At 37.0% G+C, this 26,994-nt stretch carries 21 protein-coding genes and 2 pseudogenes; 7 read left to right on the top strand and 16 right to left on the bottom strand.

Features of this window, described 5'->3' with window-relative positions; translation table 11 throughout:
- Window positions 1–25: 25 nt before the first annotated feature.
- The 11 genes and pseudogenes from CYTFE_RS0114520 to CYTFE_RS0114480 all read right to left on the bottom strand — a co-directional run bounded on the left by CYTFE_RS0114520 (window position 26) and on the right by CYTFE_RS0114480 (window position 10,117).
- A complete protein-coding gene (locus tag CYTFE_RS0114520) occupies window positions 26–1,189 on the bottom strand; it encodes an IS91 family transposase (RefSeq protein ID WP_027470237.1) in 1,164 nt (387 codons plus the stop codon).
- Window positions 1,186–1,503 carry a tyrosine-type recombinase/integrase gene (locus CYTFE_RS31980; RefSeq protein ID WP_081736004.1) on the bottom strand — a complete coding sequence of 106 codons (318 nt, stop codon included), beginning with the start codon at window positions 1,501–1,503 and terminating at the stop codon, window positions 1,186–1,188. The genes CYTFE_RS0114520 and CYTFE_RS31980 overlap by 4 nt, the downstream gene beginning before the upstream one ends.
- Window positions 1,493–1,696, bottom strand: a complete 204-nt coding sequence (locus CYTFE_RS31555) for a tyrosine-type recombinase/integrase (RefSeq protein ID WP_407689944.1) — start codon at window positions 1,694–1,696, stop codon at window positions 1,493–1,495. Before CYTFE_RS31555 ends, CYTFE_RS31980 begins: the two co-directional genes overlap by 11 nt.
- Window positions 1,697–1,786: 90 nt before the next feature.
- Window positions 1,787–2,008: pseudogene (locus CYTFE_RS31550) on the bottom strand (phage integrase N-terminal SAM-like domain-containing protein); the annotation flags it as partial.
- A gap of 239 nt (window positions 2,009–2,247) precedes the next feature.
- Entirely contained in the window at window positions 2,248–2,379 is a 132-nt protein-coding gene (locus CYTFE_RS31185) for a hypothetical protein (RefSeq protein ID WP_407689928.1), read from the bottom strand.
- 817 nt (window positions 2,380–3,196) lie between these two features.
- Window positions 3,197–5,290 carry a peptidylprolyl isomerase gene (locus CYTFE_RS0114505; RefSeq protein WP_027472369.1) on the bottom strand — a complete coding sequence of 698 codons (2,094 nt, stop codon included), beginning with the start codon at window positions 5,288–5,290 and terminating at the stop codon, window positions 3,197–3,199.
- A gap of 216 nt (window positions 5,291–5,506) precedes the next feature.
- Window positions 5,507–6,772, bottom strand: a complete 1,266-nt coding sequence (locus tag CYTFE_RS0114500) for a hemolysin family protein (protein ID WP_027472368.1) — start codon at window positions 6,770–6,772, stop codon at window positions 5,507–5,509.
- Between the two features lie 98 nt (window positions 6,773–6,870).
- A complete protein-coding gene (gene lptC, locus CYTFE_RS0114495) occupies window positions 6,871–7,455 on the bottom strand; it encodes an LPS export ABC transporter periplasmic protein LptC (protein WP_044214169.1) in 585 nt (194 codons plus the stop codon).
- 13 nt (window positions 7,456–7,468) lie between these two features.
- Window positions 7,469–8,836, bottom strand: a complete 1,368-nt coding sequence (locus CYTFE_RS0114490; RefSeq protein ID WP_027472366.1) for a tetratricopeptide repeat protein — start codon at window positions 8,834–8,836, stop codon at window positions 7,469–7,471.
- A gap of 98 nt (window positions 8,837–8,934) precedes the next feature.
- Complete coding sequence (locus CYTFE_RS0114485) at window positions 8,935–9,390, bottom strand: hypothetical protein (protein ID WP_027472365.1); 456 nt, start codon at window positions 9,388–9,390, stop codon at window positions 8,935–8,937.
- A complete protein-coding gene (locus CYTFE_RS0114480; RefSeq protein ID WP_027472364.1) occupies window positions 9,374–10,117 on the bottom strand; it encodes a type III pantothenate kinase in 744 nt (247 codons plus the stop codon). The genes CYTFE_RS0114485 and CYTFE_RS0114480 overlap by 17 nt, the downstream gene beginning before the upstream one ends.
- A gap of 146 nt (window positions 10,118–10,263) precedes the next feature.
- On the opposite strand from CYTFE_RS0114480, the gene CYTFE_RS26660 reads away from it, so the two are divergent.
- Window positions 10,264–11,343, top strand: coding sequence for an ATP-binding response regulator (locus tag CYTFE_RS26660; protein WP_161636321.1), 1,080 nt, complete (start codon window positions 10,264–10,266; stop codon window positions 11,341–11,343).
- Here CYTFE_RS26660 and mfd read toward each other — a convergent pair.
- A complete protein-coding gene (gene mfd / locus CYTFE_RS26655) occupies window positions 11,318–14,686 on the bottom strand; it encodes a transcription-repair coupling factor (RefSeq protein WP_044214170.1) in 3,369 nt (1,122 codons plus the stop codon). The two genes, CYTFE_RS26660 and mfd, sit on opposite strands and share 26 nt — an antisense overlap.
- Window positions 14,687–15,085: 399 nt before the next feature.
- Window positions 15,086–16,963, bottom strand: a complete 1,878-nt coding sequence (locus tag CYTFE_RS0114465; RefSeq protein ID WP_027472363.1) for a DUF4139 domain-containing protein — start codon at window positions 16,961–16,963, stop codon at window positions 15,086–15,088.
- Window positions 16,964–17,558: 595 nt separating this feature from the next.
- Between CYTFE_RS0114465 and CYTFE_RS26650 the strand changes: the two genes are divergently transcribed.
- From CYTFE_RS26650 to CYTFE_RS26645, 3 genes are all read left to right on the top strand, one after another.
- Window positions 17,559–18,353, top strand: coding sequence for an alpha/beta hydrolase family protein (locus CYTFE_RS26650; protein ID WP_044214171.1), 795 nt, complete (start codon window positions 17,559–17,561; stop codon window positions 18,351–18,353).
- Between the two features lie 105 nt (window positions 18,354–18,458).
- Entirely contained in the window at window positions 18,459–19,766 is a 1,308-nt protein-coding gene (locus tag CYTFE_RS0114455; RefSeq protein WP_027472362.1) for an ATP-binding protein, read from the top strand.
- A gap of 1 nt (window position 19,767) precedes the next feature.
- Window positions 19,768–20,529: a tetratricopeptide repeat protein gene (locus CYTFE_RS26645; RefSeq protein ID WP_052343211.1), complete on the top strand. Its 762-nt coding sequence runs from the start codon at window positions 19,768–19,770 to the stop codon at window positions 20,527–20,529.
- Between the two features lie 188 nt (window positions 20,530–20,717).
- Here the strand turns inward: CYTFE_RS26645 and CYTFE_RS26640 are convergent.
- A pseudogene (locus tag CYTFE_RS26640) lies at window positions 20,718–21,952 on the bottom strand (IS256 family transposase).
- Window positions 21,953–21,979: 27 nt separating this feature from the next.
- Between CYTFE_RS26640 and CYTFE_RS26635 the strand changes: the two are divergent.
- Window positions 21,980–22,519 carry a hypothetical protein gene (locus CYTFE_RS26635; protein ID WP_154665680.1) on the top strand — a complete coding sequence of 180 codons (540 nt, stop codon included), beginning with the start codon at window positions 21,980–21,982 and terminating at the stop codon, window positions 22,517–22,519.
- 27 nt (window positions 22,520–22,546) lie between these two features.
- Here CYTFE_RS26635 and CYTFE_RS0114435 read toward each other — a convergent pair whose 3' ends face one another.
- A complete protein-coding gene (locus CYTFE_RS0114435; protein WP_027472361.1) occupies window positions 22,547–23,524 on the bottom strand; it encodes a CAP domain-containing protein in 978 nt (325 codons plus the stop codon).
- Window positions 23,505–24,863, bottom strand: coding sequence for a sensor histidine kinase (locus CYTFE_RS0114430; protein WP_081736001.1), 1,359 nt, complete (start codon window positions 24,861–24,863; stop codon window positions 23,505–23,507). The genes CYTFE_RS0114435 and CYTFE_RS0114430 overlap by 20 nt, the downstream gene beginning before the upstream one ends.
- 417 nt (window positions 24,864–25,280) lie before the next feature.
- Between CYTFE_RS0114430 and CYTFE_RS0114425 the strand changes: the two genes are divergently transcribed.
- Window positions 25,281–25,844: an RNA polymerase sigma factor gene (locus tag CYTFE_RS0114425; RefSeq protein WP_027472359.1), complete on the top strand. Its 564-nt coding sequence runs from the start codon at window positions 25,281–25,283 to the stop codon at window positions 25,842–25,844.
- A 170-nt stretch (window positions 25,845–26,014) separates the two neighbouring features.
- Window positions 26,015–26,959: a FecR family protein gene (locus tag CYTFE_RS0114420; RefSeq protein ID WP_152541893.1), complete on the top strand. Its 945-nt coding sequence runs from the start codon at window positions 26,015–26,017 to the stop codon at window positions 26,957–26,959.
- The last annotated feature ends 35 nt before the right edge of the window (window positions 26,960–26,994 follow it).

The following is a 26,994-nucleotide window of genomic DNA, read 5'->3' as shown; positions in this document are numbered from 1 at the left end:
CAAAGAACGTTTTATCTGCTTAATGTCATTCTAGTTGGTGCAATATCCTTGTGCGAACCATTATGCCTTTATTGCATTTGGGGCATATGCAAGGATCCTTTCCTATTAATGCTCTTAACACTTCATATGAGGTAAGGCCTTCGAGGTTTGACAACCACATATTTTCACCCACTAGTGCAATTACCTGTTCTCGTTTACCATGTATATGTACCGTTGCAAGTATGCCAACATATCTGATTTTAAAGAATCCGCTAGGTAAGACGTGATGTATAAAACGCCTCACAAATTCAAGTTGATTTAAGGTCATTTGTTTTTGCTTGCTATTTTGTCTGTAATCTTTATAGGTAAAGCTCACTTGCTTGTCCGATAAAGATGTTAGCCTATTATTAGATATAGCTACCCGATGGGTGTATCTGCCCAAGTATTGTAATACACTGTTGATACCCCCAAACGCCTTTTTACAGTATACATTCCATCGTTTACTGTACAGTTCTGATTTCAACATTTGAGCTCCTTCAAACTCCTTAGGTAACCTCAGTTTTTCCTTGATCAGTAGTTTTTCGAGTTGCTTAACTAGTATACCTCTAAACATGCCAGACAATGCCTTTACGGGCACAAAGAACTTCTTGGGCGAAGCAACCCATTCCATACCATCCGTAGACAGGCCGCCAGCGGGAACCAGCATATGAATATGGGGATGATACATTAATGTTTGCCCCCAGGTATGCAGTACACATAGTGCTCCAACATCAGCACCTAAAAATGAAGGATTGCGTCCTGCATTTTGTAAAGCTTGGGAGGCAGAACGAAACAGTAAGTCATAACATGCTTGTTGGTTGATGTAAAACAATGGATGTAGCTCCCTTGGTATGGTAAATACAATATGAAAGTAGCGTCCGGGCATTAATCGACTAGTGAGCTTATTGACCCATTGCTGCTGCTTTAAATACTGACACTTGGGGCAATGTCTATTGCGACAAGAGTTATAGGACTGTTGACTGTAACTACAGCTGCTGTTATTACAATACGCAATATGACCGCCTGCTTCTGATGTACGGCACCTTGTTATAGCTTCAATAGCTTTTTGTTGTTCTTTGTTCAACCTTAACTTGGTAGCAATATCATCTTGACAGCTCCTCACAACATCGGCCACTTCTATTTTCTGTTTACTATTTTCGGTGTGACTCATGGCTGTGCCTGTTTTATTGGAATTAACAAATTGGGAACTTCGCCAAGGTAAGGGTGAGCCAAATGAAGATAACCTGAGGTTGTTTTTAGTGAACTGTGTCCCATCAGTAACTGCAACCGTTTCAAATTGATACCTCTTTCAAGCATATGAGTAGCAAAACAATGTCGTAACACATGAGGCGATACGCCTTTATTTATACCTACTGATAAGGCAGCACGTGATACTATCTTACGAAAACTTGTTGCGGAATATTTCTTCCCTTTTTTAAAGCCCTCAAAAAGATACTTCGAAGGACGATACTGTTTAAAATAAATTCTGAGTTGTTACTAATATATCCTCTGGAAGTGGTACTTCTCGGCTTTTATTACCCTTGCCCTTTATGCGTACAACCAAACGTGCCGAATCTATTTGCTCAGGCAACAAACTTAGAGCTTCTTCGCACCGCATGCCCGTTGCATAAGTCAACATCATTAATGTACGATGTTTGACATTATATGAACTTGTCACCAAACGATAGGCATCTGACTGAGACAAAACCGTGGGTAGTTTCTTCGCTACTCTTGGACGCTTTATCTTAATGCCATCCCACTTGTTCCCAAGTATATCCACCCAAAATATTTTCCAGGCACTAATCATTTGGTTGATGGTACTGTTCGAAAGCTTTTTTTCTTGAAGAAGATAATAGCAGAAATCTTTTACTTCCTGATGACTAAGTGTTGACGGAGACCTCCTGTAATACTTTGCCAAAATCGAGAGCATAGATACATAAGTATCTACAGTTCTCTCACTGTAACCGCGTAAGCGCATTTCTTGAATGACCTGCGCGCGTAATGTTTTTTTTCATCTTATAAAGTATTAATGAATAATACTTTAAGTTACCACTTTTCTAATTAGCGACGAAGGAGCTTTCGTTCAACTTGTTAGTAAATGCACTATAGTGCATATATATTTAATATATCATGATTAAAAGTGCACAATATATGCCATATAAGGTAGTATTGTGCACTTTTTTATTTCACGTCGAATTCCATAAGTCATCTTCATATTAATTAAGTTCACTACGTCTGAGACCAGCAGAATAAATGAATGATAAAATACATCTGTGCCTGATGATGTAAGTATTCATTCATTTCGTTAATACCTATTTCTGAAAGATCATCATTCTTAAATGCAGTACAAAAATCTCTCATGTATTTCGAATAAGTTTTTATAGTACTCTCACTATATCTAAGTCTTTCTAATTTCTCCAAATAGCCTTTGGGTAAGCTTATTTGTTTTCTTGTTTTATTTGTGTGCCCATTTACTTTAGAGAAATAATGTTCATAAAATTAAAAAAGCTAAATCAGTAAACAAAATAATTGTTTGTTATCCTTACTTAAAATTGCCTTAAAATAAGATTCTGCCACGTTTTAAAATGTAAGCAAGGTAGATTTTAATTTGTTACTGCTTACCGAAAAAGAAATGGGATTACAATGGTTTTTCTTGTCTGTAATTACCTGTAATGAAGCTAAATGCCCAATAAAGAAATGTGAAGAAAAAGAACCCGATACAAGAGTATTTACACACATTACCAATTTAAAAATGGACAGAGATAACTGTTTTACCATTTCCGACTCGGGACGATTTCACCATCGGTGATATACTTGTGTTTAAATTTCAATGGCACAAGGAACTTGCGCGTCTTCATCATATCATTGTGTAAGAGATCCTTTATCTTGGCGTCTTTTATATAACAATTCTTCAGTAACGGATCTATAAAACAAGTTGTTTGATATAGCATTACACAAGTATCTTTGGTTAATGATCGTGCTTGTTATTGAATAATGTACGAAAGCATAAAAATAATAGTCGGTTACATAGTATATTCAAGGCTTGTATTCTGCTCCGACTTTTGTGTGAATGATTTCAGATATTGAAGGGAAGTAAGTGTGTGCAAGATGGATTGGTAAGCAATAAAAAAGGCCATCTCATTTGAGATAGCCTTTTCTTATATAGTGCAGTATTTGTTTAAAAATACTTGAGTCTTTGGTCTTTCACTTCGGCTTTTTCTCTGATTGAACGAGATAGTCCATATGATTTACTGCTGTTGGCACTTTCAAGCTGTGTTTTAGCAGTATTTGTGTCCGGTGTATCGCTGATAGACTCGGAGGTTACTTTCACCACATAAACACCTAGATTTCCTTTTATGGGGATTGATATTTTGTCAACATCACTCATCGATGCCAAGGCGATCAATGCTGGTTCTACACCTGCGCCTGGTACTTGAAATGATCCGAAATTAACATTGGAGGCAGACTGAACTTTGCTGTTCATTTTTTGCGCTAATGAAGATAGACTTTGGCTTGATGCCGTATTGTCTTTGAATTTCTTCATGATTATTTCTGCTTTTTTATCCTTAGCTACAATGCTCCTAATTCTACTTTGTACAGAAGCATCATCAATGTCTTGGTATCCTTCTTCAGTAGCTTCTGTAACCACGGCAATTACAAATTGATTACCAAATTCGTAGATAGTAGGTGACATGTCGTCTACATCTGATTCGAAAGCCCATTGAATTAGTCTTCTTGAACTTTCCAATCCACTAACGTTTCTGTCAGTAGCTTTTAAGGTAGCAAAGCGAGGTGTTAAGTTTTCGCTTTTGATACCTTCTTTAAACTTCTCTGCAGTATTATTAGTAGCCGCAAATTTGTTGGCGTTAGAATATACTTGTTGGTAAGTTTTTGAGCTATACTTAACTTTACGTGCTAAGGTAGCAATGTTGTACTTGGTGGTTAGTTTACCCACGGCTTGTATCTCGATGATATGAATACCAAATTGAGTTTGAACTTTTACCACATCACCTTTTTTAGCATTGAAGCAGGCGTCGTTGAATGGTTGCACCATGGTTCCTTCTTTGAACCAGTTCAGGTCTCCACCATTGATCGCTGAGCCGGTATCTTTTGAATTGCTTCTGGCAAGGCTGGCAAAGTCGGCGCCTTTGTTAATGAGATTTATTAAACTATCTGCTATTGCATTTCCTTTGGCAGGGTCTTGTTCTTGAATTAGTATGTGTCGTGCTTTTACCGAATCGGGCATTTGTTTGATGGCCACAACTCGACTAAGCTTGTATGTTTCATCTTCAAAGTAAGGGCCATATACATCGCCTTCTTTTGCCTTCTCCACAAAGTCTTTGATAGCAATTCTTACGTCTTCAATTTTTAAGTTTCTGTCTTCGTAAGGCAGATCTGAGTTCATGGTTACAAATTGAGTTGCATCGGTTTCTGGTTTTGAGAACTCTGGTTTGATGTCGTTAATCCATTTCTCAGCCATCTGCTTATCTTCTTCCGAAGGGTTTACCACAAAAGTTACATACTGAATGGTACGTTCTGCATCTTGCTTAAAGTCATCCTTATTATCATTGTAATAAGTTTTTATATCGCTGGAAGATACTGTGACTGCAGTGTCGGGGATGGTATTATAATTAACAGCAACAAAGTCAAAGTCTACATTACGTAGTTTGGCATTTGCCTCGCTATTGATCTGGCTTGTTGTTACATAAAAACCTTTTTGGAATAGGTTAGTATATTTAGTATTTAATTTTTCATTCACCAGACTTTTTTGAAGAAATTGCCAGTAAAAATTTCTGTTGGGGTCTGTTTTACGTGCGCGCAAAAAGTTCAATACTGCCGCTTGACTAAAGACGCCGGTTTGAGGGTCAGTAAACATTTGTCGAATACCTGGGTGGGGGTTTTTTCCTGTTGCCATATCAATGACCTCGTCGGTGGTCACATTAATGCCTACATTTTCATATTTCTCTCCCATTACAATATTCATTACCATTTCTTCCCAAACTTGTTGGCGGATTTGGAATTGCATATTTTCGTCCAGACTGCTTTGTCCTGAACTTAATTTACGAAAGTCTTCTGCTTGAGTGATTTCGTTTTGGTAGGCATCATAATTGATGACGGTACCATTTACATTTCCAACTTCGATACTGCTTGGTTGCTGGCCTCCTCCTTTTCCACTAAAGAAATCTGTCAATATAAAAGCAAGTAAGGCGAATCCCACCATAAAAGCGACAAGGACTCCACCTTTTTTTCTAATTCTTTCTAATGTTGCCATTCTGTTTATTGTTAATTTTAAGTTCTCAAAAATTAGGATACGAATATACAAAAAAATGGGTAACGCCATGTGTGCTTGTGCATGGAATGAACAAAATCAATGAAAAAACATGGTGATCATTTTTTTTTACTTTATCCTATTGTGTAATGGTTAGATACATAGGTAGGTATGTCTACCGCTAGTATCTTTTATAAAAGCCATCTAATAGCTGATGTGCTATGAATGACTTAGTATTGTTAGATTGATCAGGTCTATTCTGTTGTCTGAAGCTACCTGAATTTTCATTTTGAAGTTTTCTATCTGGATTTCTTCACCGTTTTTGGGTATTGATTCGTTGTGATGAAGGATAAATCCTGCGATGGTTTCATAATTGTCTGATTGGGGTAGATTCAGGTTGTATTTTTCGTTGATGTAATCAATTTCAACTCTTCCCGAGAAAATATATTCATCTTGTGAAAGTTGTTTTTCTATTAAATCAGAAACATCATGCTCATCGTCAATCTCGCCAAAAATCTCTTCCAAGATATCCTCCATGGTTACAATGCCTGCTGTACCTCCAAACTCATCCACCACAAGCGCAATACTTCTATGTTCCTGAATGAAAACTTCCAGTAACTTATTGGCAGTCATTGTTTCCGGAACGATGGATAAGGGGTTGATGGCATTTTTAAGTTGTTTGGGTTTTTTAAATAACTCGGAGACATGAACATAACCAATGATATTATCAATGGAGTTTCGGTATATTAATATTTTGGAGTATCCGGTTTCTATAAAGCGCTGTTGTAAAACATTGAGTCCTTCTCCAATTTCTATGGCGGATATTTCTGTACGGGGAATGATGCACTCTCTGATTTTCACCTTAGAAAAGTCGAGTGCATTTTTCAATAGCTTCACTTCTTTTGCCACATCATCATTATTTTCCAGTTTTTCGTGATGATGTGATATCAGGTTATCCAAATCGATTCTTCCCAGTACCATATTTTGTGAGGTGTTCAATGAAGGTGTCTTTAGTACTTTTTTTAATAAAAAGTCACTGAGAAGTAGGGTCATCTTTGAAATAGGATAAAACAAATAATAAAATACCACCAAAGGAACGGCCGCTATGTTTAAAACCAAGATGGGGTTAATTCTAAATAATATTTTGGGAAGAAACTCTGCTGTTACCAATATGAGCAAGGTCGATAAAGCAGTTTGTGTAACCAGAATGCCGGTGGGGGAGTTTACATATAATTCAATAAGAGGTTCCAATACCTTCCCCATCTGGAGCCCGTAAACCACAAGGGCAATATTATTACCTACCAATAATGTTGATATAAACAAGCCGGTATTTTTTATAAAAATATCGATGATCTTACTCAGTGTTGGAAATTTATTCTTGTTTAGCTCTATTAATAATTTGTTGGAAGATATAAAAGCCATTTCACACCCTGAGAAGAATGCTGAAAACATTAAAGCAAGAATAATAATGTTGATGTGATCCATTTACTGCTACGTTATTTAAGACCGAAAATAGTAATTATAAGGGTTCAAATGAAAATATTTGAGCATGTTTGTGATTTTCCGTACTAGCCTTTTGCTGCTTACTCTTCATCCAATCCAATGGTTCCGCTCATTTTTTTGAGGGTATATTTCTTTAGATTCTCTGTTGCTGTAAGACCGTAACCGGTTATTATCTCATCTTCTGTGGTGATTTTAATGAATTTTTCAGTATAGATTTGTTGTTTTTTCTGGTCCCAGAAAAGTTGTTCTGTATTAAAAACAACACCTTCGTCGTTTACTGCTTCAACATTATTGCGTAAATCCCATAATTGTGGTTTGTCGTGAAAGATGGCATACTTACATTTTATTTGCGAAGTAATAACATTGAGTGAGTCGTAGGTCATAATGTGACCACCTTTGGGGTATTCTTTGTAGGGCTCTTCGGCATTGTCGTAGTTGAGTAGTTGAGGTGTTGTAATGTGGTATTTAATTCGTCCAGAGTCAGAAATAAAAGTTTCAAAATCTACAATTTCTAAAGAAGGCATATCCTGATTGGCTTCCAGAGCTTTTATCTCTTCTGGTTTATTAGATGTGCATGACAAACTAAAAAATAAAACTGCAAGTAGCAATGTACTTGCAGTTTTAAATATGTTGTTAATATTGATATGATGATCGTCGGGTTTCATTATTTAAAAATAACTAATTTCTAGCTCTAATCTTAGTGCTGACGCCAATCCATCCTCCAACAGAGTAGGTGTCGCCCACTTTAAATCCTTGAAAGAATATTTCTTCTGTTCCAGGGAAATGCTTAGAATATATTCCTATTAATTCATTGGCTTCGGTAGTTACGTCAGCATCAATGCTTTTGGCTTTGGCAAACATATCAACGGCTGCCCAATAGGCTGTTTTATGCTCGAATTCGTTTGAACCAAAGTTACTGGCAGAGGCAGCATAAAGTTTTCCGATTAAGATATAAGGAGCACCCCATTCTGGTTTTAGTTGAATGGCTTTTAGCGCTAACGCTTTGGCCTCAGCTAATTTACCCTGACTTTGTTTAATAAGTCCTAATTGATAGGTGTAAGTTCCTTTTTGTGCATCATCTTCTTCCAAACTAATGGCTTCGTTATAGTATTCGGTTGCCTTTTCAATGTTTTGTTGTTTTAAGTAACCACGAGCAATACCGTAGGCCGCAGAAGAGGATGGTTCAAGCGTGTACAAACTTTCAGATACATCAAAAAGTAGTTGTGCGTCTTCACAGTTTCCTCGGGCTAATAGCTTATTTACTAATTTTAACCAATCTTTGTTTTCTTTGTTTTCGGCGAATTGAGGACCGAATATTTTTTCAATTGTTTCACAGTCTGCAGCACCACTGGTGGCAAAAAGCTTCTCAACGTTTGCTTTAACTTTGTTTAAAACCTCTTTTGTTTTGGGTTTAGAGCTCGCGTTGATTTGTGTAGTTAGGATATCGCTTACCTTAACGTAATTTTTAACTACTGCCTCAGCGTTTGTTTGATCTGCTTTGTACATGGCAACCGTGTTAGTCATATAGGTGGCCAGTACCGCTACTTCACTTCTGTTTTTTTGTCCCGCAATTGATTTTTCAAACATTTCTTGTGCTTGCTTTCTGTATTCGGGATCAGATCTTTTGTAGGATAGCATTTTAGTTGCTTTACGACCTAAGATGTAGTTTTCGTTGTATTTTCTATGGTCGCCCATATATTTAATACGTTTGTCGTAAACGCCCATCAATTGTTGAAAAAGTTCTTCTTTTTTTGCTTTGTCTTTTTCATTCTTAATGCGCCAGTCCATTATTTTAATACCATCTGTATAAACTTTAGAGCTGGATAGTGGACATTCATTGTATACGATTTCCCACGAAGGAACTGCATCAGCATAGCTCTTTTGTTTTACATATTCAGTAAATAGTGATAAATTTCGGAGACATCTAAGACTGTCTTCACCGTGGCCGTATTTCGAGCCATCTTCAACTCCCTTTTGTGCAAATGCTTGAGCACCAATAAGAGTTATCATTCCCGCAATAAAAATCTTTGTAAAATTTCTTGACATGGTGTTATAGGTTTAAAATAATTGTTAATCAATTTGTCTTTGTAAAACCACAGTTGACCATTATGTTGAAATGATCTGTTGGTTTCTCGTATGATAGTTTATAATTGTTGATATTCTTTTTTATCCAACGCAACGGCTTGGTAAATGGAAGTATTAGATTCTTTTAATGCTAGTTCTAATCCAAAAGTTATGCCATAATTTTTTTGGCAGCTATTGGCTAACTGGTTTTTAAGCTTCTGTATTACTTTCATTTGTGTTTTGTTTGGGAAATGTTTTATGGCATAATGTGTTGTGTATGAGTGGTTATTGTTTGTTGTTCCTGTCTTGTCGTACGCCGAAACCAATAAGTATGTGGTTGTGTTTTTTAAGTCATAATATTTGTTTATATATCCTGCTTCAAACCATTTATTTAGCGAATGTCTATGCGTTTTTAACGATTCCAGCCCAGCACACAAAGGAGGAGAGTAAGATCTTTGTTGTGCTGCTAAATGAACGATGGGGTGGATGAAAAAAAATGTTAGCAGTAAAAGCGCTAATTTATTTGTCTTTAGCATTATATTCTAATATTGTATTTAAACCGGTTTGTACCAAATTAAGATTTACAAAGATGGGATTTTTTAGATTTTTGGCAAAAAAATATGCGTCTCCACCGGTTAAAATAGTTTTTGTGTTGATATTCAGTGTGTTAAAGTGGTTTATGTAGGCTTCTATCTCAAAAATAGCCCCATTTTGTACACCTGACCAGATTGCTTCATTGGTAGATAAGCCCAAAAATGGTGATTCATTGTTTAATTTTAGTAAAGGTAATTTTTTAGTGTTCTGGTGTAGTGCATTAAAGCGGGTTTGTATGCCTGGGGATATGTTGCCCCCTGTAAAAGTATTGTGGGCATCTAAATAGTCAATGGTAATGGCTGTACCTGCATCTATCACCAATTTAGGTGCTCCTTTGTGTAAACTATATGCGCCTACCAAGGCTGCAATGCGATCTTTTCCCAGGGTGTGGGGAGTTTTGTAGTGGCTATTGATAGGCAAATGAGTACTGTCGTCCAGAATGAGTAGCTCTACTTTGTCGTTCAGACCTAATTCCTGCCTTAACTGTTGCTTGTCAAAATTATCAGCCTGAACAGATGAAAAGATTGTTTTGTTAATAGAATATGTGGACTGGATGCTTTTAAAAATTGCTTTATCAATTTTTTTTAGGGAATCGGAATGAATCAAGTTACCCTTGTCAAAAACCCCTATTTTGGTAAATGTATTTCCCTGATCAATGACTAAATTCACGGATTGTTATGTTTTTATAGTATATCTGAAGACAGCTCAATTTTATATGTTATTGTTTTTTTGCAGTGAGACTGGCAGAATTTTGTAGGGGTAAAAATACAAAAAAAAAGATTTGTAACGAAACCAAATAAATGGGTATATACATTATGAGAAAAGTATTTATTGTTGAAGATGACCGTTTTATTACAGCAATTTTTACCATGTTTTTGCGCGACTTAGGGCACGAGTTGGTAGGGCGAACCAGTTCTGGTAAAGAGGCTATTGAGATGTGTAAGGAGCTTAAACCCGATGTTGTATTGATGGATATTCATTTAGAGGGTGATCTGGATGGTATACAAACCGCTGAAATGTTAAAACGCGAGTTAGAGGTGCCTATTATCTATATATCCAGTGACACTTCTTCTCCCGTTATAGAGCGTGCCATTGTATCTAACTCATATGGTTATTTGGTGAAACCTATTAATAAAAAGGAATTGGGAATTAGTATCGATCTGGCTTTTTTTAAGCATAAAGTTGATATTGAACAAAAGGAGCGAGAAAGGGGATATCGCGAGTTTATCTCGGATTCGCCCATGCCCATTATTGTGGTTAGAGATGGTAAGATAACTTATTTAAATAGGCTGGGATTAGATGTTTTTAAGACACATTACATTGAGGATGTGATGGGCTTGCCCATAAAAGACTTTGTTGCAGATAAGAGTTATAGTGAATTTTCTGATATAATAGATTCTTCTGTGTCTAAGGATGTAAGAATTGATCCCTTTTTGGCAAAGATGAAAACTGTACATGGCGACTATTACTGGGCCGAAATAACAGGGTCGAAGGTGAAATTCAATAATCATCAGTCTATTCAGCTAATCTTTAGAGATGTATCGGTTCGTAAAATTAGTGAGAGAAAGAATAAGGTATACGAAAAAGTTATTTTTGACAGGGATAGTATGAGCTTTGTGCTCAATGATCATTTTGAGATCGTGCGAAGTAATGCCTATTCTCAAAAGTTGTTGGGGGTTGATGGTCTTGAAGGAGTTGTGTTTAGTTCCTTATTGGATACTGACATTTCTTGGTTGGAAGAACTGAAAAAGGTAGATTGCAAATCACATAAAGGTCAGCAGGTAGAAGTGGTTTTCAAAAATAACTATTCATGTGTCTTTGACCTCTATGTGGTTTGCTCTATTAATGGAGAGTTGGATGAGATAATTCTTAGTCAGCGTTGTGGTTCACTTTAGAGAATATAGATGTGTGAATATCATTAAAAATTTTCTTCACACTGGTGATATTGTCTATGGAAGGAAAGACCATGCTTAGTTTTCCTCCTTTTTCTTGCATTTTTACGTTTTTTGCTTGTGTTTGGAGGTAAGCTAAAATACCTGTAAATACAGGAGACTGGTAATAGGGTGATTCTGGGTTGGATACGAAATGTATCATCAGTTTGTTATTTTTGAAGATGATTTTTTCAATACCCAGATCAATGGCATGCCATCTGATTTGAACTACCTGAATGAGTTCTAGGGTTGAGCTGGGGATTGCACCAAATCTATCTGTTAGTTCTGATTTGTACGCTTCCAATTCTTCTTCGTCTTTTAAGCCATCGAGTTTGCGGTAAAGCTGCATTCTTTCTGCTACATTTTCTACATAATCGTCAGGTAGCAATAGCCTGGCATCTGTTTCAATGGTGCAGTCCGATACAAATTGGATGTTTTTATCGGTCACCTGATTTATTTCTTCTTGGTATAATTCTTTGAATTCTGTTTCTTTAAGTTCGAGTATGGCTTCATTTAAAATTCTATGATAGGTTTCAAAACCAATGTCAGCAATAAAACCACTTTGTTCCCCACCCAATAGGTTTCCTGCACCTCGCAAGTCCAAATCCTGCATCGAGATATTAAAGCCACTTCCTAAGTCTGAAAATTCTTCTATGATTTTTAGTCGTCTTCGGGCTTCTTGTGTAACGGAGGTTAGGGGAGGAGCCAAAAGGTAACAAAAAGCTTTTTTGTTGGATCGCCCAACTCTACCTCTTAATTGGTGTAATTCACTTAATCCAAAATGGTTGGCGTTGTTAATGATGATGGTGTTGGCATTGGGAATGTCTAGTCCTGATTCAATAATGGTAGTGGCAATAAGAACGTCGTAATCACCATTGATGAAGTCGAGCATGATCTTTTCTAACTGTCGTCCTTCCATCTGTCCATGTGCCACTACGGTTTTTATTGTGGGCATAATTCGGTTGACCATGGCTTCCACTTCATAAATGTTCTGTACCCGGTTATGAATAAAGAATACCTGGCCATTTCTGTCTATTTCATAGGAGATTGCTTCTTTTATAATCTCGTCGTTGATGGTGTGTAATTCGGTTAAGATGGGATGACGGTTGGGAGGCGGTGTGTTTAGTATGGACAAATCGCGGGCCCCCATAAGCGAAAATTGAAGTGTACGGGGTATGGGGGTGGCTGTTAAGGTTAGTGTGTCTACATTAACTTTTATCTTTTTTAGTTTCTCTTTGATGCTCACTCCAAAGCGTTGTTCTTCGTCGATGATCAATAAACCCATATCTTTAAATGCTACATCTTTGCCTATCAGACGGTGTGTTCCTATTAAAATATTGAGTTCGCCTGTTTTTAATCTATTGAGTGCATGTTTGATCTCCTTGGGTTTACGTAACCGGCTGATATAGTCGATTTCACAGGGGAAATCTTTAAGGCGCTCGGTAAATGTTTTGTAATGTTGCATGGCCAATATGGTGGTTGGTACCAATACGGCTACTTGTTTATTGTCGGCCACCGCTTTGAACGCTGCACGTATGGCTATTTCGGTTTTGCCAAAGCCCACATCTCCACAGACCAGCATATCCATCGGTGTGTCTTTTTCCATAGCTTCCTTTACCAGTCGGGACGACTTCTCCTGATCGGGAGTGTCCTCATATATGAAGGATGCTTCTAATTCGGTTTGTAAATAACTGTCGGGTGAGAATGCGAAGCCTGGTTCTTGCTTACGTTTGGCATATAATGCAATCAATTCCCGGGCAATGTCTTTTACTTTCTTCTTGGTCTTGTCTTTGATCTTTTGCCAGGCAGCAGTTCCAAGCTTGTTGATGCGTGGGGGTTCGCCCTCTTTGCTCTTGTATTTGCTAATGCGATGCAAGGAGTGAATGCTTACCAATAATACGTCGTTGTCTTTAAAAACCAGCCGTATAACTTCTTGTTTTTTGCCATTAACATCCGAGGTGACGAGTCCTCCAAAGCGTCCAATACCATGGTCTACATGTACTACGTAATCCCCAGGGTTTAATCGGCTTATCTCTTTTAGAGAGATGGCTTGTTTTGCGATTCGGGCTCTGTCGGTTCGGAGACTGAACTTGTGATAGCGCTCAAAGATTTGGTGGTCGGTGTAAAAACAAAGTTGCAGATCGTGATCTATAAAACCTTCGTGCAAGGTTTTGTTCTGTGCCGCATAATTAACACGGCTTCCTTTGTCTTCGAAAATGGCTGAGAGTCGTTCGTGTTGTTTGGGATTGTCGGCTAAAATAAATGTCCGATAACCGCCTTCTTCTTTGCTTATGAGGTCTTCTTGAAGTAAATCGAAATTTTTGTTGAAGGCGGGTTGTGGTGTGGTTTTAAAGGTGATTGTCAGTGCATTCTTAAAGGTGCTTTTTTTTCCGAATTCGACGCATTGTTTGTGATTGAGCTGCTCCAGGATTGTTTCTCCATCAACAAACATTTCAGGTGAAGGGATGCTTTGGTCTTCTGATCGTTGACTATTGCGATGCACGATCTTGGTGTGTGCGTCCTTTATCTTATGGACGATATAATCGATGTCGTAAGCCCAGACGCGCGTTTCTGTATCGATAAAATCCAATAAGGATATGTTATCGTTATGGTTAGCTGTGCTTAAATTTGGTATGATAGCTATTTCGCTGAGTTTGGTTTTAGAAAGCTGGTTTTCTAAATCGAAGGTGCGGATGGTATCTACCTCGTCACCAAAAAAATCTATGCGGTAAGGGTCTTCGTTCGCAAAGGAGTAAATGTCAATAATACTACCTCTAACCGAAAACTGACCGGGCTCATAAACAAAATCTACGCGCTCGAATTTGTACTCGTTTAAAACCTCTGTTACAAAGGATATATCTAGTTGTTCGCCATTTTTAATGTTTAAAGTAGCGTCTTTTAATTGTGTGTTGTTAGGTACTTTTTCAAAAAAAGCAAGGGGGTAACTTACTACAATGCCTGGCTTTTTTGTATTCGCCAAATAATTTAAGGCTTCTGTGCGTAGTATAATGTTAGATGATTCCAAGTTGCCATATTCAGGAGAGCGCTTGTAGGTGGAAGGTAAAAAATATACATTTTCTTCGCCTATCAGCTGTACGAGGTCATTGTAAAAATAAGCAGCTTCTTCCTTGTCGTTCATTACCGCTAAATAGGAGTGTTTGCCCAAACACGTTGCCATGAGTACGCTTTTAAAAGAGCCGGTAGTGCCTTCGATGAAAATGTGTTGACGGGTGTCGGTAATGGCTGTTTTTACACGATCTATTAATGGATTGTTCTGATACTCCCTGAGGATGTTAGACTGACTCACGCTTTAAAATTTTTCTGCAAAAGTAATGATTACCGTACTCTTGTAACTATTTTCTTTAGAAAATGTGTGATATTTTCCCTTTTTGTTAAACGTTGGGCGTTTCGGCAATACATGAAGAACCTTATCGTGTGGTAAAGGATTTATATTATCAAAGACCTCCAATTCCGTCCTGCGCACTACCACCGCAAGTTATAACTTCTCGCCACCGCCGGCTACCGCTATTGTATTGGCCAACCCTGCGGTCTTTTTGTGGGTAGTTGGGGTAAGCCTTATTGATATGCCAAAGGAAAACTCAAGCAGAACATGTCTGCAAGATCATTAGCAATGATCATCACGTACGGTTCAGAGAGAGGATTAGGGGTGAAAAACCCCCTTTCCCTGCTCGATGGTGCATCGTTTTTATTCCACTATCAAATTTCTATATTTTGGATGTTTAACTGAATATCTTAATTCAAAATCCTTTTTATCATTTGGTTTTAATTCAAATTCCCATTTTATCTCTCCGGTTTCTGAATTTTGTTTTGCTCCTGATATATTCTGAATATTAACCTCAATCTCTTCTATTGTAGAAACAGGAACTTGGTCAAGGATTATCATGTTAATCGCTTGGCTTTTATTGTTTTTAACAGTTGTTTTCCATGCTCGGGTTTCTTCTTTTTTGTTTCCAATAAATTGTTTATTAGTGAAATTCTTTATTTTTTCACGATTAACAGATACTTTTTTATCGCGTCCCAACGAAATTTCTAATGTGTCAGAGGCGTAACGTACATCCAAAAGCGTCTTACCTACATAAGTATCCTCAAAAAATACATTTGCCTCACCTTCTAATAAATTGTATTTCTCCCAATCGATGATATTAGCTATTAAAAAAGCATCTTTATTGACCTTTGGCACACAATAATATTGATAAAATGCAGGTAAGTCATATACCTCCATATCAACGGTATAGTTTTTATTGTCAGATTTAATTGTATATGGTGTATTGATTTCGAAATCAACTGTTGTTTGATTTTCAACCTGTGCTGTTGGTATCGCTAAACTATTTGTACCTCTTATTTTTATTGATTTGTCAATATCAATACCAGCAACGCTGCCTCGTAACGCTTTTGATGCTTTTTTCTCTGAGCCGTATGCGGTTACAACTACTTCTTGAATATCTATTTCATTTTCTTCTAGGGCAATATTCATAACAGAATTTGTAATTGGTAAAGTCTTTGAATAAAAACCAATGTGTGCATATGTTAACAGGCTCGAATTATTCGGAATTGTAATAGAATAATTCCCTTCTAAGTCAGCTACTGTTCCAATAGTCGTACCTTGAACAAGCACGCTGGCACCTGGTAATGGTTCACCGTTACTATCAACTACTTTACCTCTTACATTATTTTCAGTCAATTTATATGATGGAGGTAAAGTATTATAATTTAAAAAATACGTTTGTAGTTCGGGTGCGATACTAGAAATGTTTGGGTCTGCAGATGAGAACTTTAGTTTGACATTTGACCAATCAACTTTTGTATCTTGCTTAACATTTGCCTTATAAATCAATTGTACTGGTTCATTTACATTTTTTGCTCTAATGTCGTACGATGGAAACCAACCTGCATTTTTAACCAAATATGTTAATTCCAATGAAAACTTATTAGTCTGTTTAGCATCTACTTTTACTAATATTTCTCCTGATGGGTATTCTTTTTTGCTTGTCAAGGTTTTTATTTGATTTTGTAAATCATTTTTTTGTGTATTTAATGACTTAAGCGTTTTGTTTCTCTCTATTTCCTTCATTTTCAATGAAGTCAACTTCTTACTGTAAAAATCTGATGCTTGTTGAAGGTTTGTAACACTAACTTGTTCGTTCTTCCCACCAATGTATTGATTCTTCTGTAAAAATGTCAGTTCTTCCTTAATTATTGACAAATAAGTATTTTCTAATTTAATTTTATCCTCAATCGTTTCAAGCTGTTTTTCTAAATCAGTCAATTCAATCGATTTTTCCATTTTATCCAAATAATTTTGCTGATGATTGACTGATAAAACAGTTAATTCTCCTTCAGCTTTTACCTGAACGCTTTTAGCATCAATAAACGGAGATAAATTAACAAATTTGATAATCGATTTGCCTTTTGTCAAATCAACTCCTTTTTTTCGAACTATTTGCGCTCCGTTAAGGAAAACCGTTACTTCAGTTACTTCGGTTTTAATTTCTTTTTCTAAAATCTCTTGTGAGAATACATTGCTGAAAATCAGAATTAATAGTAAAATGTTTATTGCTTTCATATGATTAAGTTTATTTTTTCAAAGGACATATGGAACTCGCCTAAATCAATTATTCTCCTGTGGGTGAAACCTTTTATCATGGCTCGTTTCTTAATATTTGTTTTCTATCAGGGTGCATAAGTTTAGTAAATTCCATAAATGTCTTCAAGAAACTATGCACAGCAGTGGCAATAAAAAGCGTTGGGTATTTCAAAGTACATTTATTTACTGTACCCCTTGCTTAATGTTGTATTGTTCAAATTTAGCACTTGACGCCCTATGTTTTTTATTGGTGTGCCCTGCATGGGCTTGCAGTATACCTACAGCCCTAAGTTGTTGAAAAAGTTTAAAAAACACAAATTATCTTCAATAAACCTTGGGTTGTGCTGTATTTTATCCAGAGGGTGCAAGTCCCATCAAATGGCGGAGGTAAGGCTTCGAACCGTTAGCAAGTGGCACTTTTTGCGAGTGCAAAAAAAACGTAGTGGTCAAGGCTGACTTTTGGACACTGGTGTAAGAAATATCAAATTTGTCAAAAGTTATTCAATAAGATTTTTTCCATATCTTGAGGCCTGTTTTTATTAGGACGACGCTTAGTAACATAAAATCTACATATATGAAGAGGGTAATTTTTTTTATTGTATTAACATTTTTAATAAGCATCTCATCGTTTGGGATTGATAAAGTATTTGCAGAATATAAAGTAAAAGAGTTTACATTTAAGGGGCATGAGGCGAGAATTGTTTTTCCTCATGCATCAAATAAAAACAATTACTGGATTTGGAGGGCCCGATTTTGGGGGCATGAACCGCAAGTTGATAAAGCATTGCTGGAGCAAGGATTTCACCTTGTTTATGTCGATGTTTCTAACCTGTTTGGGAATGATGAAGCGGTGGATTTGTGGAATGAGTTTTATTCATATTGTATATCAAATTATAAGCTTAATAAGAAAGTTGTTCTGGAAGGAATGAGTAGAGGGGGCTTAATTGTGTATAATTGGGCATCAAAGAATACGGATAAAGTTTTTTGTATTTACGCGGATGCGCCTGTTTGTGATATTAAAAGTTGGCCAGGTGGAATGTATAGAGGAAAGGGAAGTGCCAAAGCCTGGGAGACTTGTTTAAAGGTCTACAATTTAGACACGGTTTCTGTCAGAACATTTACGAATATTCCTATTAATAATTGCGTGAACATTGCCCAAGCAGGTATTCCTGTAATGCATGTATATGGGGATTCAGATCAGGTTGTGCCTTATGAAGAAAATACTGCTTTATTAGTCAAGAAATTTGAAGAGGCAGGAGGACACATTGAGTTAATCAAAAAAGAAGGTGTAGGACATCATCCGCATTGTTTAAAAAATCCAAAACCAATTGTAGATTTTATATTAAAAAGTGTGGCGTTCACTGAGTAAGGTGTAAATACTAACAGAAGGTTGGATGGAGTTAGAAGGTTGTAAATGATGTGTATAGTCTGTTAAGACTAGAAATAAGGTGATAATGTAACAGCGGATATAAATATGGACAGTAATACAATTAACAGTTTAAGAGAAGCATTGAAGCACTCTCCTGACAATATTCCTTTAAGAAAGTTGTTGGCGGATAATTTATTGATGTTGAATAGATTTGAAGAAGCAGAGGCGGAATATTTGGTGCTTTTAAAATGTACGAATGATGACGAAGTGAAAATTGGACTTGCGCATGTGTTTTTTAAGAAAGGTAGTTATTCGGCCTGTAACGTAATATTAGAGGAGGTAATTGGCAACGGAACTAAAGATACGGATGTATATACCTTATATGCCAAAGGACTTTTAAAAGAAAATGCAATCGATAAAGCAATAGAGGCCTATAAAAAAGCCTTAAGTATTGATCCCAGTTATTTTGATGAAGAGCTGGATCAGCAATTGCGACTAAGAGGTAGCAATGAGCTAAGCGAAACAGAAGAAGAGCTTGATAGTCGCTTTTTACAAAAGCCTACTATTAACTTTAGTGATGTGGGTGGTATGGATGTTGTAAAAAAAGAAATTGAATTGAAAATTATAAAACCACTTCTTCATCCTGAATTATATAAAGCCTATGGTAAAAAAATCGGTGGAGGGATTTTGCTTTATGGACCTCCGGGCTGTGGTAAAACCTTCATAGCTAAAGCAACCGCAGGTCAAATAAATGCCAGGTTTATTAGTGTTAGTTTAAATGACATTTTAGATATGTGGGTTGGTAGCAGTGAAAAAAATCTTCATGAAATCTTTGAGTTAGCTAGAAATCACACGCCTTGTGTTCTTTTTATTGACGAAATAGATGCTTTAGGAGCCAGCAGAAGTGATATGAAACAATCCAGTGGTAGACACTTGATAAATCAGTTTTTGCAAGAACTTGACGGGATTGATAGTACAAATGAAGGTGTTTTGGTCATTGGTGCAACAAACACTCCCTGGAATTTAGACTCCGCCTTTAGACGCCCTGGCAGGTTTGACAGAATTGTATTTGTATCGCCACCAGATGTAAAAACACGAGAATCCATTTTAAGATTAAAACTTCAGAATAAACCTGCGGGCACTGTCGATATTAAAGCCATAGCCAAGAAATCAGAAAATTATTCAGGTGCTGATATTGATGCAATAATTGATATTGCTATTGAGCAAAAAATGGAATCTTCCTTTGTTGATGGGATTCCAAAGCCACTTGAGACAAACGACTTAATGAGTGCTTTGAAAAAGCATAAGCCGAGCACGCAGGAGTGGTTTGCAACAGCCAAGAACTTCGCTATGTTTGCTAATGATTCGGGCATTTATGACGACATTTTAACCTATATGAAAATTAAAAAGTAACATGGCAGAAGATAGCAGACTATCGAAAGTTGAAATTCTTATTCAACAGAAGAAATTTGTGGATGCAGAAAAAATACTTTCAGAGTTAATTACACAGGATTCAGACAATGTTTATTTTTTGTCATTGCTTGCAGAGTTAAATTTACAACAAGATAAATTTGATAAAGCAAATAGTATCATTGAAAATGCGATTGGACTCTCGCCTGATGTTCCGCATTTGTTCTATGTTAAAGCTCGTATCTTAATACAACAGGATAAGTTTAGTGAAGCGCAAAAATATGTTAATCAGGCCATTGGGTTAGATCCTTATGATGCCGATTATTTTGCATTGTTAGCAAATATCGAGTTGGGAAGAAAATTATTTAATGAGGCTCTCGAAACGGCTAATAGAGCCTTGGAAATAGATGCAGAAAACTTGTCGGCCCTAAACGCCAGAAGCACAGCATTAAATAAATTAAACAGAAAAGAAGAATCATTTGAAACGATTCAAGATGCGTTGAGAGAAGATCCGAATGATGCTTATACACATGCCAACTATGGATGGGGCTTATTAGAAAAAGGACACCACAAAGAAGCATTGGACCATTTTAAAGAGGCTTTAGCAAACGATCCCTCCTTTGAATATGCGCAATTAGGAATGCTTCAGGCCATAAAGGCAAACAATCCTATTTATAGGGTGTTTCTGAAATATTCCTTTTGGATGAGTAATCTGACCGCTAAATATCAATGGGGAGTTATTATTGGTTTTTATCGGGAATGTTAGCTGAACTCTGTCCTGTTGTTTTTTTACGATTTCAAATTAACTCATTATTTTTCTTTTAACCAATTTCTAAAAGCTTCATCGGGGAGCTTATGATTTTTGCCAAGGGCGGCTGAGGTACGAAGCCGTTTATATACCCTTGGCAGAACTCATAAGCGGACCTACCTTCGCTTTTATAATTTGGTGTGTGCTCACAGATTGATAACAAACCTCCCCTCAAACATGATACAAAGCTGCTGGGCTGTCAATGCCCAGTTCTGTATGGGTTGAGTCCACTTTTTCGATATGTTTTCGGTGGCCAGATAAATGAGTTTCATCAAAGCCATGTCGCTGGAAAACGCACCCTTGGTCTTGGTTACCTTGCGAACCTGCCTGTGGAAGCCTTCGACGGCGTTTGTGGTATAAATCAGCTTCCTAATGGGGGCGTCATATTTAAAGTAAGCGGACAGCTCCTCCCAGTTGTCGTTCCACGAGCGCAGCACCACGGGGTACTTTTTGCCCCACGTTACTTCTAGGTTAATCAGCTCGCTCTCGGCTTGTGACTTGGTTGGGGCTTGGTTGGGGCTTGGTACACTTTTTTCAAGTCCTTCATAAATTCTTTCTGGTCTTTGGAGACCACGTATTTGAGCGAATTCCGAATTTGGTGTATCACGCACTTTTGAATTTCTGTATCGGGGAATATGCTTAATATCGCCTGTGAAAAACCCGTCAGATTATCCGTACAGGCAATCAGGATATCCTTTACTCCGCGGCTCTTTAGGTCTGTCAATACCGACAGCCAGAAGTTAGCGCCCTCGCTTTCGGAAATGTACATCCCTATGAGTTCCTTCCTGCCGCTTTTGTTGATAGCCAAAATATTGTATACGGCGCGCGATACTACCCTTCCCCCGTCCCTTACCTTGTAGTGCATAGCATCCATCCAAACAATGGGGTAAACATCGTCTAGGGGTCGGTTCTGCCACTCCTTGACCTGTGGGATCACCCTGTCGGTAATGTTGCTCAAAACGGTTGGGGAAACCTCAACGTCGTACATGTCCCGGATATATGATCCGATGTCACGTAGGCTCATACCCTTGCCGTAAAGGCTAATAATCTTGGGGGCAAGGCTGTCTGCCAAAACGGTCTGCCGCTTCTTTACTATTTCGGGCTCAAAATCCCCGTGGCGGTCATAGGGCGGTTCAATGTCCACACTACCGCCTTCGGATCTAACCGTTTTGTTACCCTTGCCGTTGCGCTTATTGCCCTGGGAGCGCCGCTCGGAGGTCAAATGCTCGTCCATCTCGGCCTCCAAAGCGCTCTCCAAAAACTCCTTTATAATGGGTGCAAAAACTCCACCCTTACCCGTCAGGGATTTACCGCTCTTTAACTGTTCGAGTGCCATATCACGCATAGCGATATACTCGGGGTTCAATTCTTTTTTTTCCATAATCCTCAAAAATATAATTTTTAAATTATGGACAGAGTTGAGTTTACAGTCTCTTTTTATCTCTTGTTCAGATTGCTCAGAATGATTGCCAGTAATAACGAAAGACTTGAGCCATACTTAACTCCCTTAATTGTTGTGTTGTCCTTAATCGCATTTTCTACCTGGATTATTGCTCCTGTTAGTAATTTGTTTTTAAGATTTAACACTTACGGTCAGTTGCTTCTGGATAAAAAGGAGAAGTTGAGTTCAAACTTTGTGGCTGCTAGCTTGTGCCTGTTTATTTGTGGACTGTTATTGTATTTTTTGTTGGGTGATGAAAGAATGCTGACCATTGCAGTGTTTGGTTTTGCAATGATGTTGCCTTTGGGGACAATGTTTTCGCCTTCAAAAAATAAATATGGATTACGGATGTATACTATTGCTTTGGCAGTTGTTGGGTTTGTGGCTATTGTACAGACATTTTTAATTGGTGAAATATTTAATTCTACGACAGTCGTCTTTGTTTTTGGGTTTGTAGGATTTCAATGGGTTGCGAATTATATGTTGATTAAAGAAGATAATCATTGATAACCTACTGATAAAGGGCCAGGCCTCTTACCTGACTTGAATGACGATTCCTGAGGCCTGTATCTTATTTTTTGTGGAGGCCTTTCCGGTAGTGAAAGCTGTGTTATCCAGATATATTTGTAGGTAATACAAGCCTTTTTTATCAAAAGAAAATTCCAGTTCGCTAATGCCTTCTGCATTGGTTTGGGGTAATTGCCATGGAAGTACTTTGTGTACTAAGTCTTTTGTGTAGTCGTCATATTTCATTTGTTTGTTGATGGATGAAATGCGCATGGCAGTGGGGAATGGCTCATAATATACCAATATCATATGTAAGTATTTGTTATGGTCAGGTTTAATGGATATTTTAATGGTTTCGTTCTTTCTATAGAAAGATTTAGTTTTGTTAAACGTCACATATTTATCTAAGAATTCCTCGTAATATCTAAACTGTTCTTTGTGTAAAGAAAAACCAATACCCACATAATTATGATTCGTATCTATACAATTTTGTTTGTGACCATCATTGGGTGCTTGTTCTGCCATAAAGGCATTATGTGCTTGTTGCATGTATTTTGTAATATCATTGGGTGTAGAAGGTAATAAATCAGAAGAAGAGAGAGCTGATGCATTTTCTGATACATGTGCTGTTCCACCAGCAAAAGCGTAACGGTGATAAGGTTTTTCTCCACGGAGATTAAAGTGTCCCATGAAATTTTCCCGGGCTGCTTCCTGTGCTGTTTTGTTGGCTACCCGTGAGGCCAATATGTCTAACTGAACAGGTGGCTTTTGATGTTGTTGTCGCGAAGCGTTTATATGGGCAAGCTGGTTTAGTTTTAAGAGAAGCGCATTTTTGTCATCCTTATATTCCTTTAAACGGGTTTCTTGATCATTTAATTGGGTGTATTTATCAAGTTCCTTCTGAGAAATGGAATAATTTTTTTGTGCATGAATCATGGTGCAGGTAATTATTAAGAAGCCCGCAATGATGCCCGTTTTTGATTTTTTACTTCTTGTTTTTTTCATTGTCTGCATGTATGGGTATGATAAAGAAAAATTTGCTTCCTACGTTTTTGCGACTTTCGATTTGAATCTTCGAATGGTGCATTTTGAGGATGTCATTACAAATGATTAAACCGATGCCAGCCCCTTTTTCGTTATGAGTACCTTTTTTGGTAATGTGGGTGTTTGGACTTAAAATCATTTTAATATCTTCTTTTGAGATGCCAATCCCATTATCAATGATGGCAATTTCCATTTCGTTTTCGGATAGTTGCTTTGCGGTCACAAATATTTCACCTTTTGTTTTGGTGTATTTAATGGCATTAAAAATTAAATTTCGGATGATCGTAATCACCATATCTTTGTCGCAGTATACCTGCGCTCCGTTGGGAAAAGAGTGTATGATTTTAATCTCTTTTTGTTTGGCTATCTCGCGGTATAAGGATCTGTTTTCTGAAAATATCTCGTTCAAAAAATATTGTTTGGGTTCGAAAACATATTGGTTTAATTGAGCCTTGCTCCAACTCAATAGGTTATTGAGTAGATTGTAGGTTCGCCTGGTGTGGAGGTATATCTTTTCTATATCTGATTTTTTAACCTTGAATTCATTTTTCTCGTTTCTTAATAATACATCGAAATAGCCAATCAATGCCGTAAAAGGACTTCGTAGATCATGTGAGATAATGCTAAAGAAACGATCTTTGGTTTGGTTCAGATTTTCAAGGTTGTCTTTTTGCTGGGTGATTTTTTCTTTTTCTTGTGAAATGTTTTTTTGGGCTTTATAAAGTTTTAATGAAAAGCGTTCTATTACGATGCCTGCTACCATAAATAAACCAGAGGCCACAATCACATATGTGGTTGAACTCACAAACAAAAACATATCAATGAGATACAGCTTGTGCACAAAAGATGAAATAAGAATAAATGTGCAGGCAGAAAGGCTAATGTATATGCAAATCAGCGTCTTACTACTCATGGATAGGCCGAGTGTGGCAATGGTAATAATGAGACTGGAGTAATAAGTGTTAAAACTTGTTTGGTATGGGCTTAAAGATGCATACATCGATAAGATGCTAATGCTCATGCCCAATAGTGCTGTTGCATTAATGATACGTATGTATGGCGTGTATCTTTTTACAAATGTGCTGATGTAGGCTACTAGTAAGAATGGTAAACTCGATATGAGTAGTGTTGAGGTGGACGAGAAAAAGGAACCTGATGCACCATAGTGTTCAATTACTGCGAATAAGGGATAAAAACTCATGTATAATAACAACAGGTTACGTATATAATGTTTGTTGCTATTAAATAGCCATAGCGCATAATCATGCTGGCTCTCCCCCCTCTTTCTGTTCCAAGTCATATCAAATGTATCTATCCCAAATATTGTTAAGTGCGCAAAGATAATTCTTTTATATTTATATAGGTAAAATTGTACTCATATACATAGTATTTTCAAGAAAACTACGAATACTGCGTTATTCTCATTTTTGAAACAGTCATTTGTAAACAGTAAACTTCTTGGTTTCAATAATATCGAAAGCCTTGTCTTTGAAGCTTTCTTATCAAAGACAGAAAAAACAGTAGTTTTCTTGCTGCCATGACATATGAGTGGCTAGTTTTTACGGCGTTAAGAAGAAGGTATATTCGCCGAATATGTGGGTTTTAATGCGGAGAAGGAGGGCAATGGTAGGTCGATAATAATAAGATAAACGTAATGATTTCTTAATTTACGGCGTAATAGTATTCTCTATTTTTGCCACTTAATAAGCTACAGAACATGCGCCATAGATTACTACTCGATAAAATACAGCAGGGAGATTCGGATACTTTTACTGATTTATTCAATGAGTACTGGGAGCAATTGTATCTTTTTTCTTTTAATATTCTCAAGGACGAGGGACTAGCAAAGGATGTGGTGCAGGACGTATTTATATCTATATGGAATCGCAGAGGAGAGTTGCAAATATCTAATTTGAAATCTTATTTATTCCAGTCTGTAAAATTTCAAGCCGCAAAAACTATACGTGATCATTTAAATCTTCGCATTTATGCTGATGTTTATGAAAATATAGAATCAAATGCATCTAATAACGTTGAGAATGAGATAAATTATAAAGAACTGTGCGGGGTTGTGGAGCAAAGTATGCATAAACTACCTAAAAAATGTGCAGAGGTATTTTATTTGAGTCGCCACGAAGGCTTAAGCAATCTAAAAGTTGCTGAACAACTGAATATATCCATTAGTACTGTCGAAAATCAGATCAACAAGGCCTTGAGGATTATTAAAAAGGATATGCATGATTATTGTTTGCTACTGATGGTCATGTATGTATTGAAATAAACAGCTAATAGCTGTTTGGGTTTTCTGTCTTTAAGGTAGCGTTAATCTTACTACAATATTAGCTACTTGTTAACTACTGCTGCCAGGGTTTAACAAATTGTAAAATCAATAAAAAGCCATAGGTGCAGGATGCTTTTTATGGTACTTATGGGTGTAATGACTCAAATACCATGAAGAATAGACAATTTAAACGACTGTTAGATTTATACATTTCCAACGAGATTGATGCGAAAGGAAAGAAGACGATGGATGATTTTTTTGTTTTTTTTCAAACAAAAAATGAACGCGATGCATTTGCCAATGTACAAGAAAAAGAATCCATCCGAAAGGAAATATTTAGCAATGTAGTTACAAGCATAAAACATCAAAAACGGATTCGTATTTTGTCTTGGTTTACCCGGATTGCTGCCTCTATCATGATCGTTTTCGGAATAGGGTATGGCTTGTTACGGAGCTTGCATAATTATTCTTCAACTTCTATGGTTACAGTGAATACCAGATATGGTGAAAGACGGACCGTTGTGTTGAGTGATAGTTCTGTTGTGGTATTAAATGCAGGAAGTAAGTTGATGTATGCGCGTGAATTTTCTACAACGCACCGGAAGGTAACTCTTGAGGGGGAGGCTTTCTTTGAGGTCACGAGAGATTCCCAACGACCGTTTATTATTCAATCGAGAGACATTACTACAACCGTATTGGGTACTTCATTTAGTGTTCATGCATACCCTGATGAATATTGCTGTGTGACAGTTAAGACAGGTCATGTAAAGGTTACTTTAAATGATGTAAATCATCAAAGCATTTATTTGCAATCGGGGGAACAGGCTTACTTAAAAAATAAGGGCGACGAGATGGAAAAGAGAGTCGTCAATTCTCAGCTTTTTACTGCTTGGCAAAACAATCATTTAATCTTTAATCAGCTAAGGTTTGAGGACATACTTAAAGTATTAGAAAGAAATTATGGTGTAAAAATACATTGTAGTAATCATGCCATCATGCAAAAACAGATAACGACTCAATATTTCAATGAAAGCTTATCAAGCATCATAAAGGACCTACAGTTTATGGTCAATTTTAAATATGAAATGAATGAAGATTATATATCAATCTATTAAAAATAAAGGATGCTTATGGGTAAAACTTAATGAAA

The organism is Saccharicrinis fermentans DSM 9555 = JCM 21142 (genome assembly GCF_000517085.1).
GTDB lineage: Bacteria > Bacteroidota > Bacteroidia > Bacteroidales > Marinilabiliaceae > Saccharicrinis > Saccharicrinis fermentans.
This window is presented reverse-complemented; position numbering and strand designations above follow the sequence as displayed.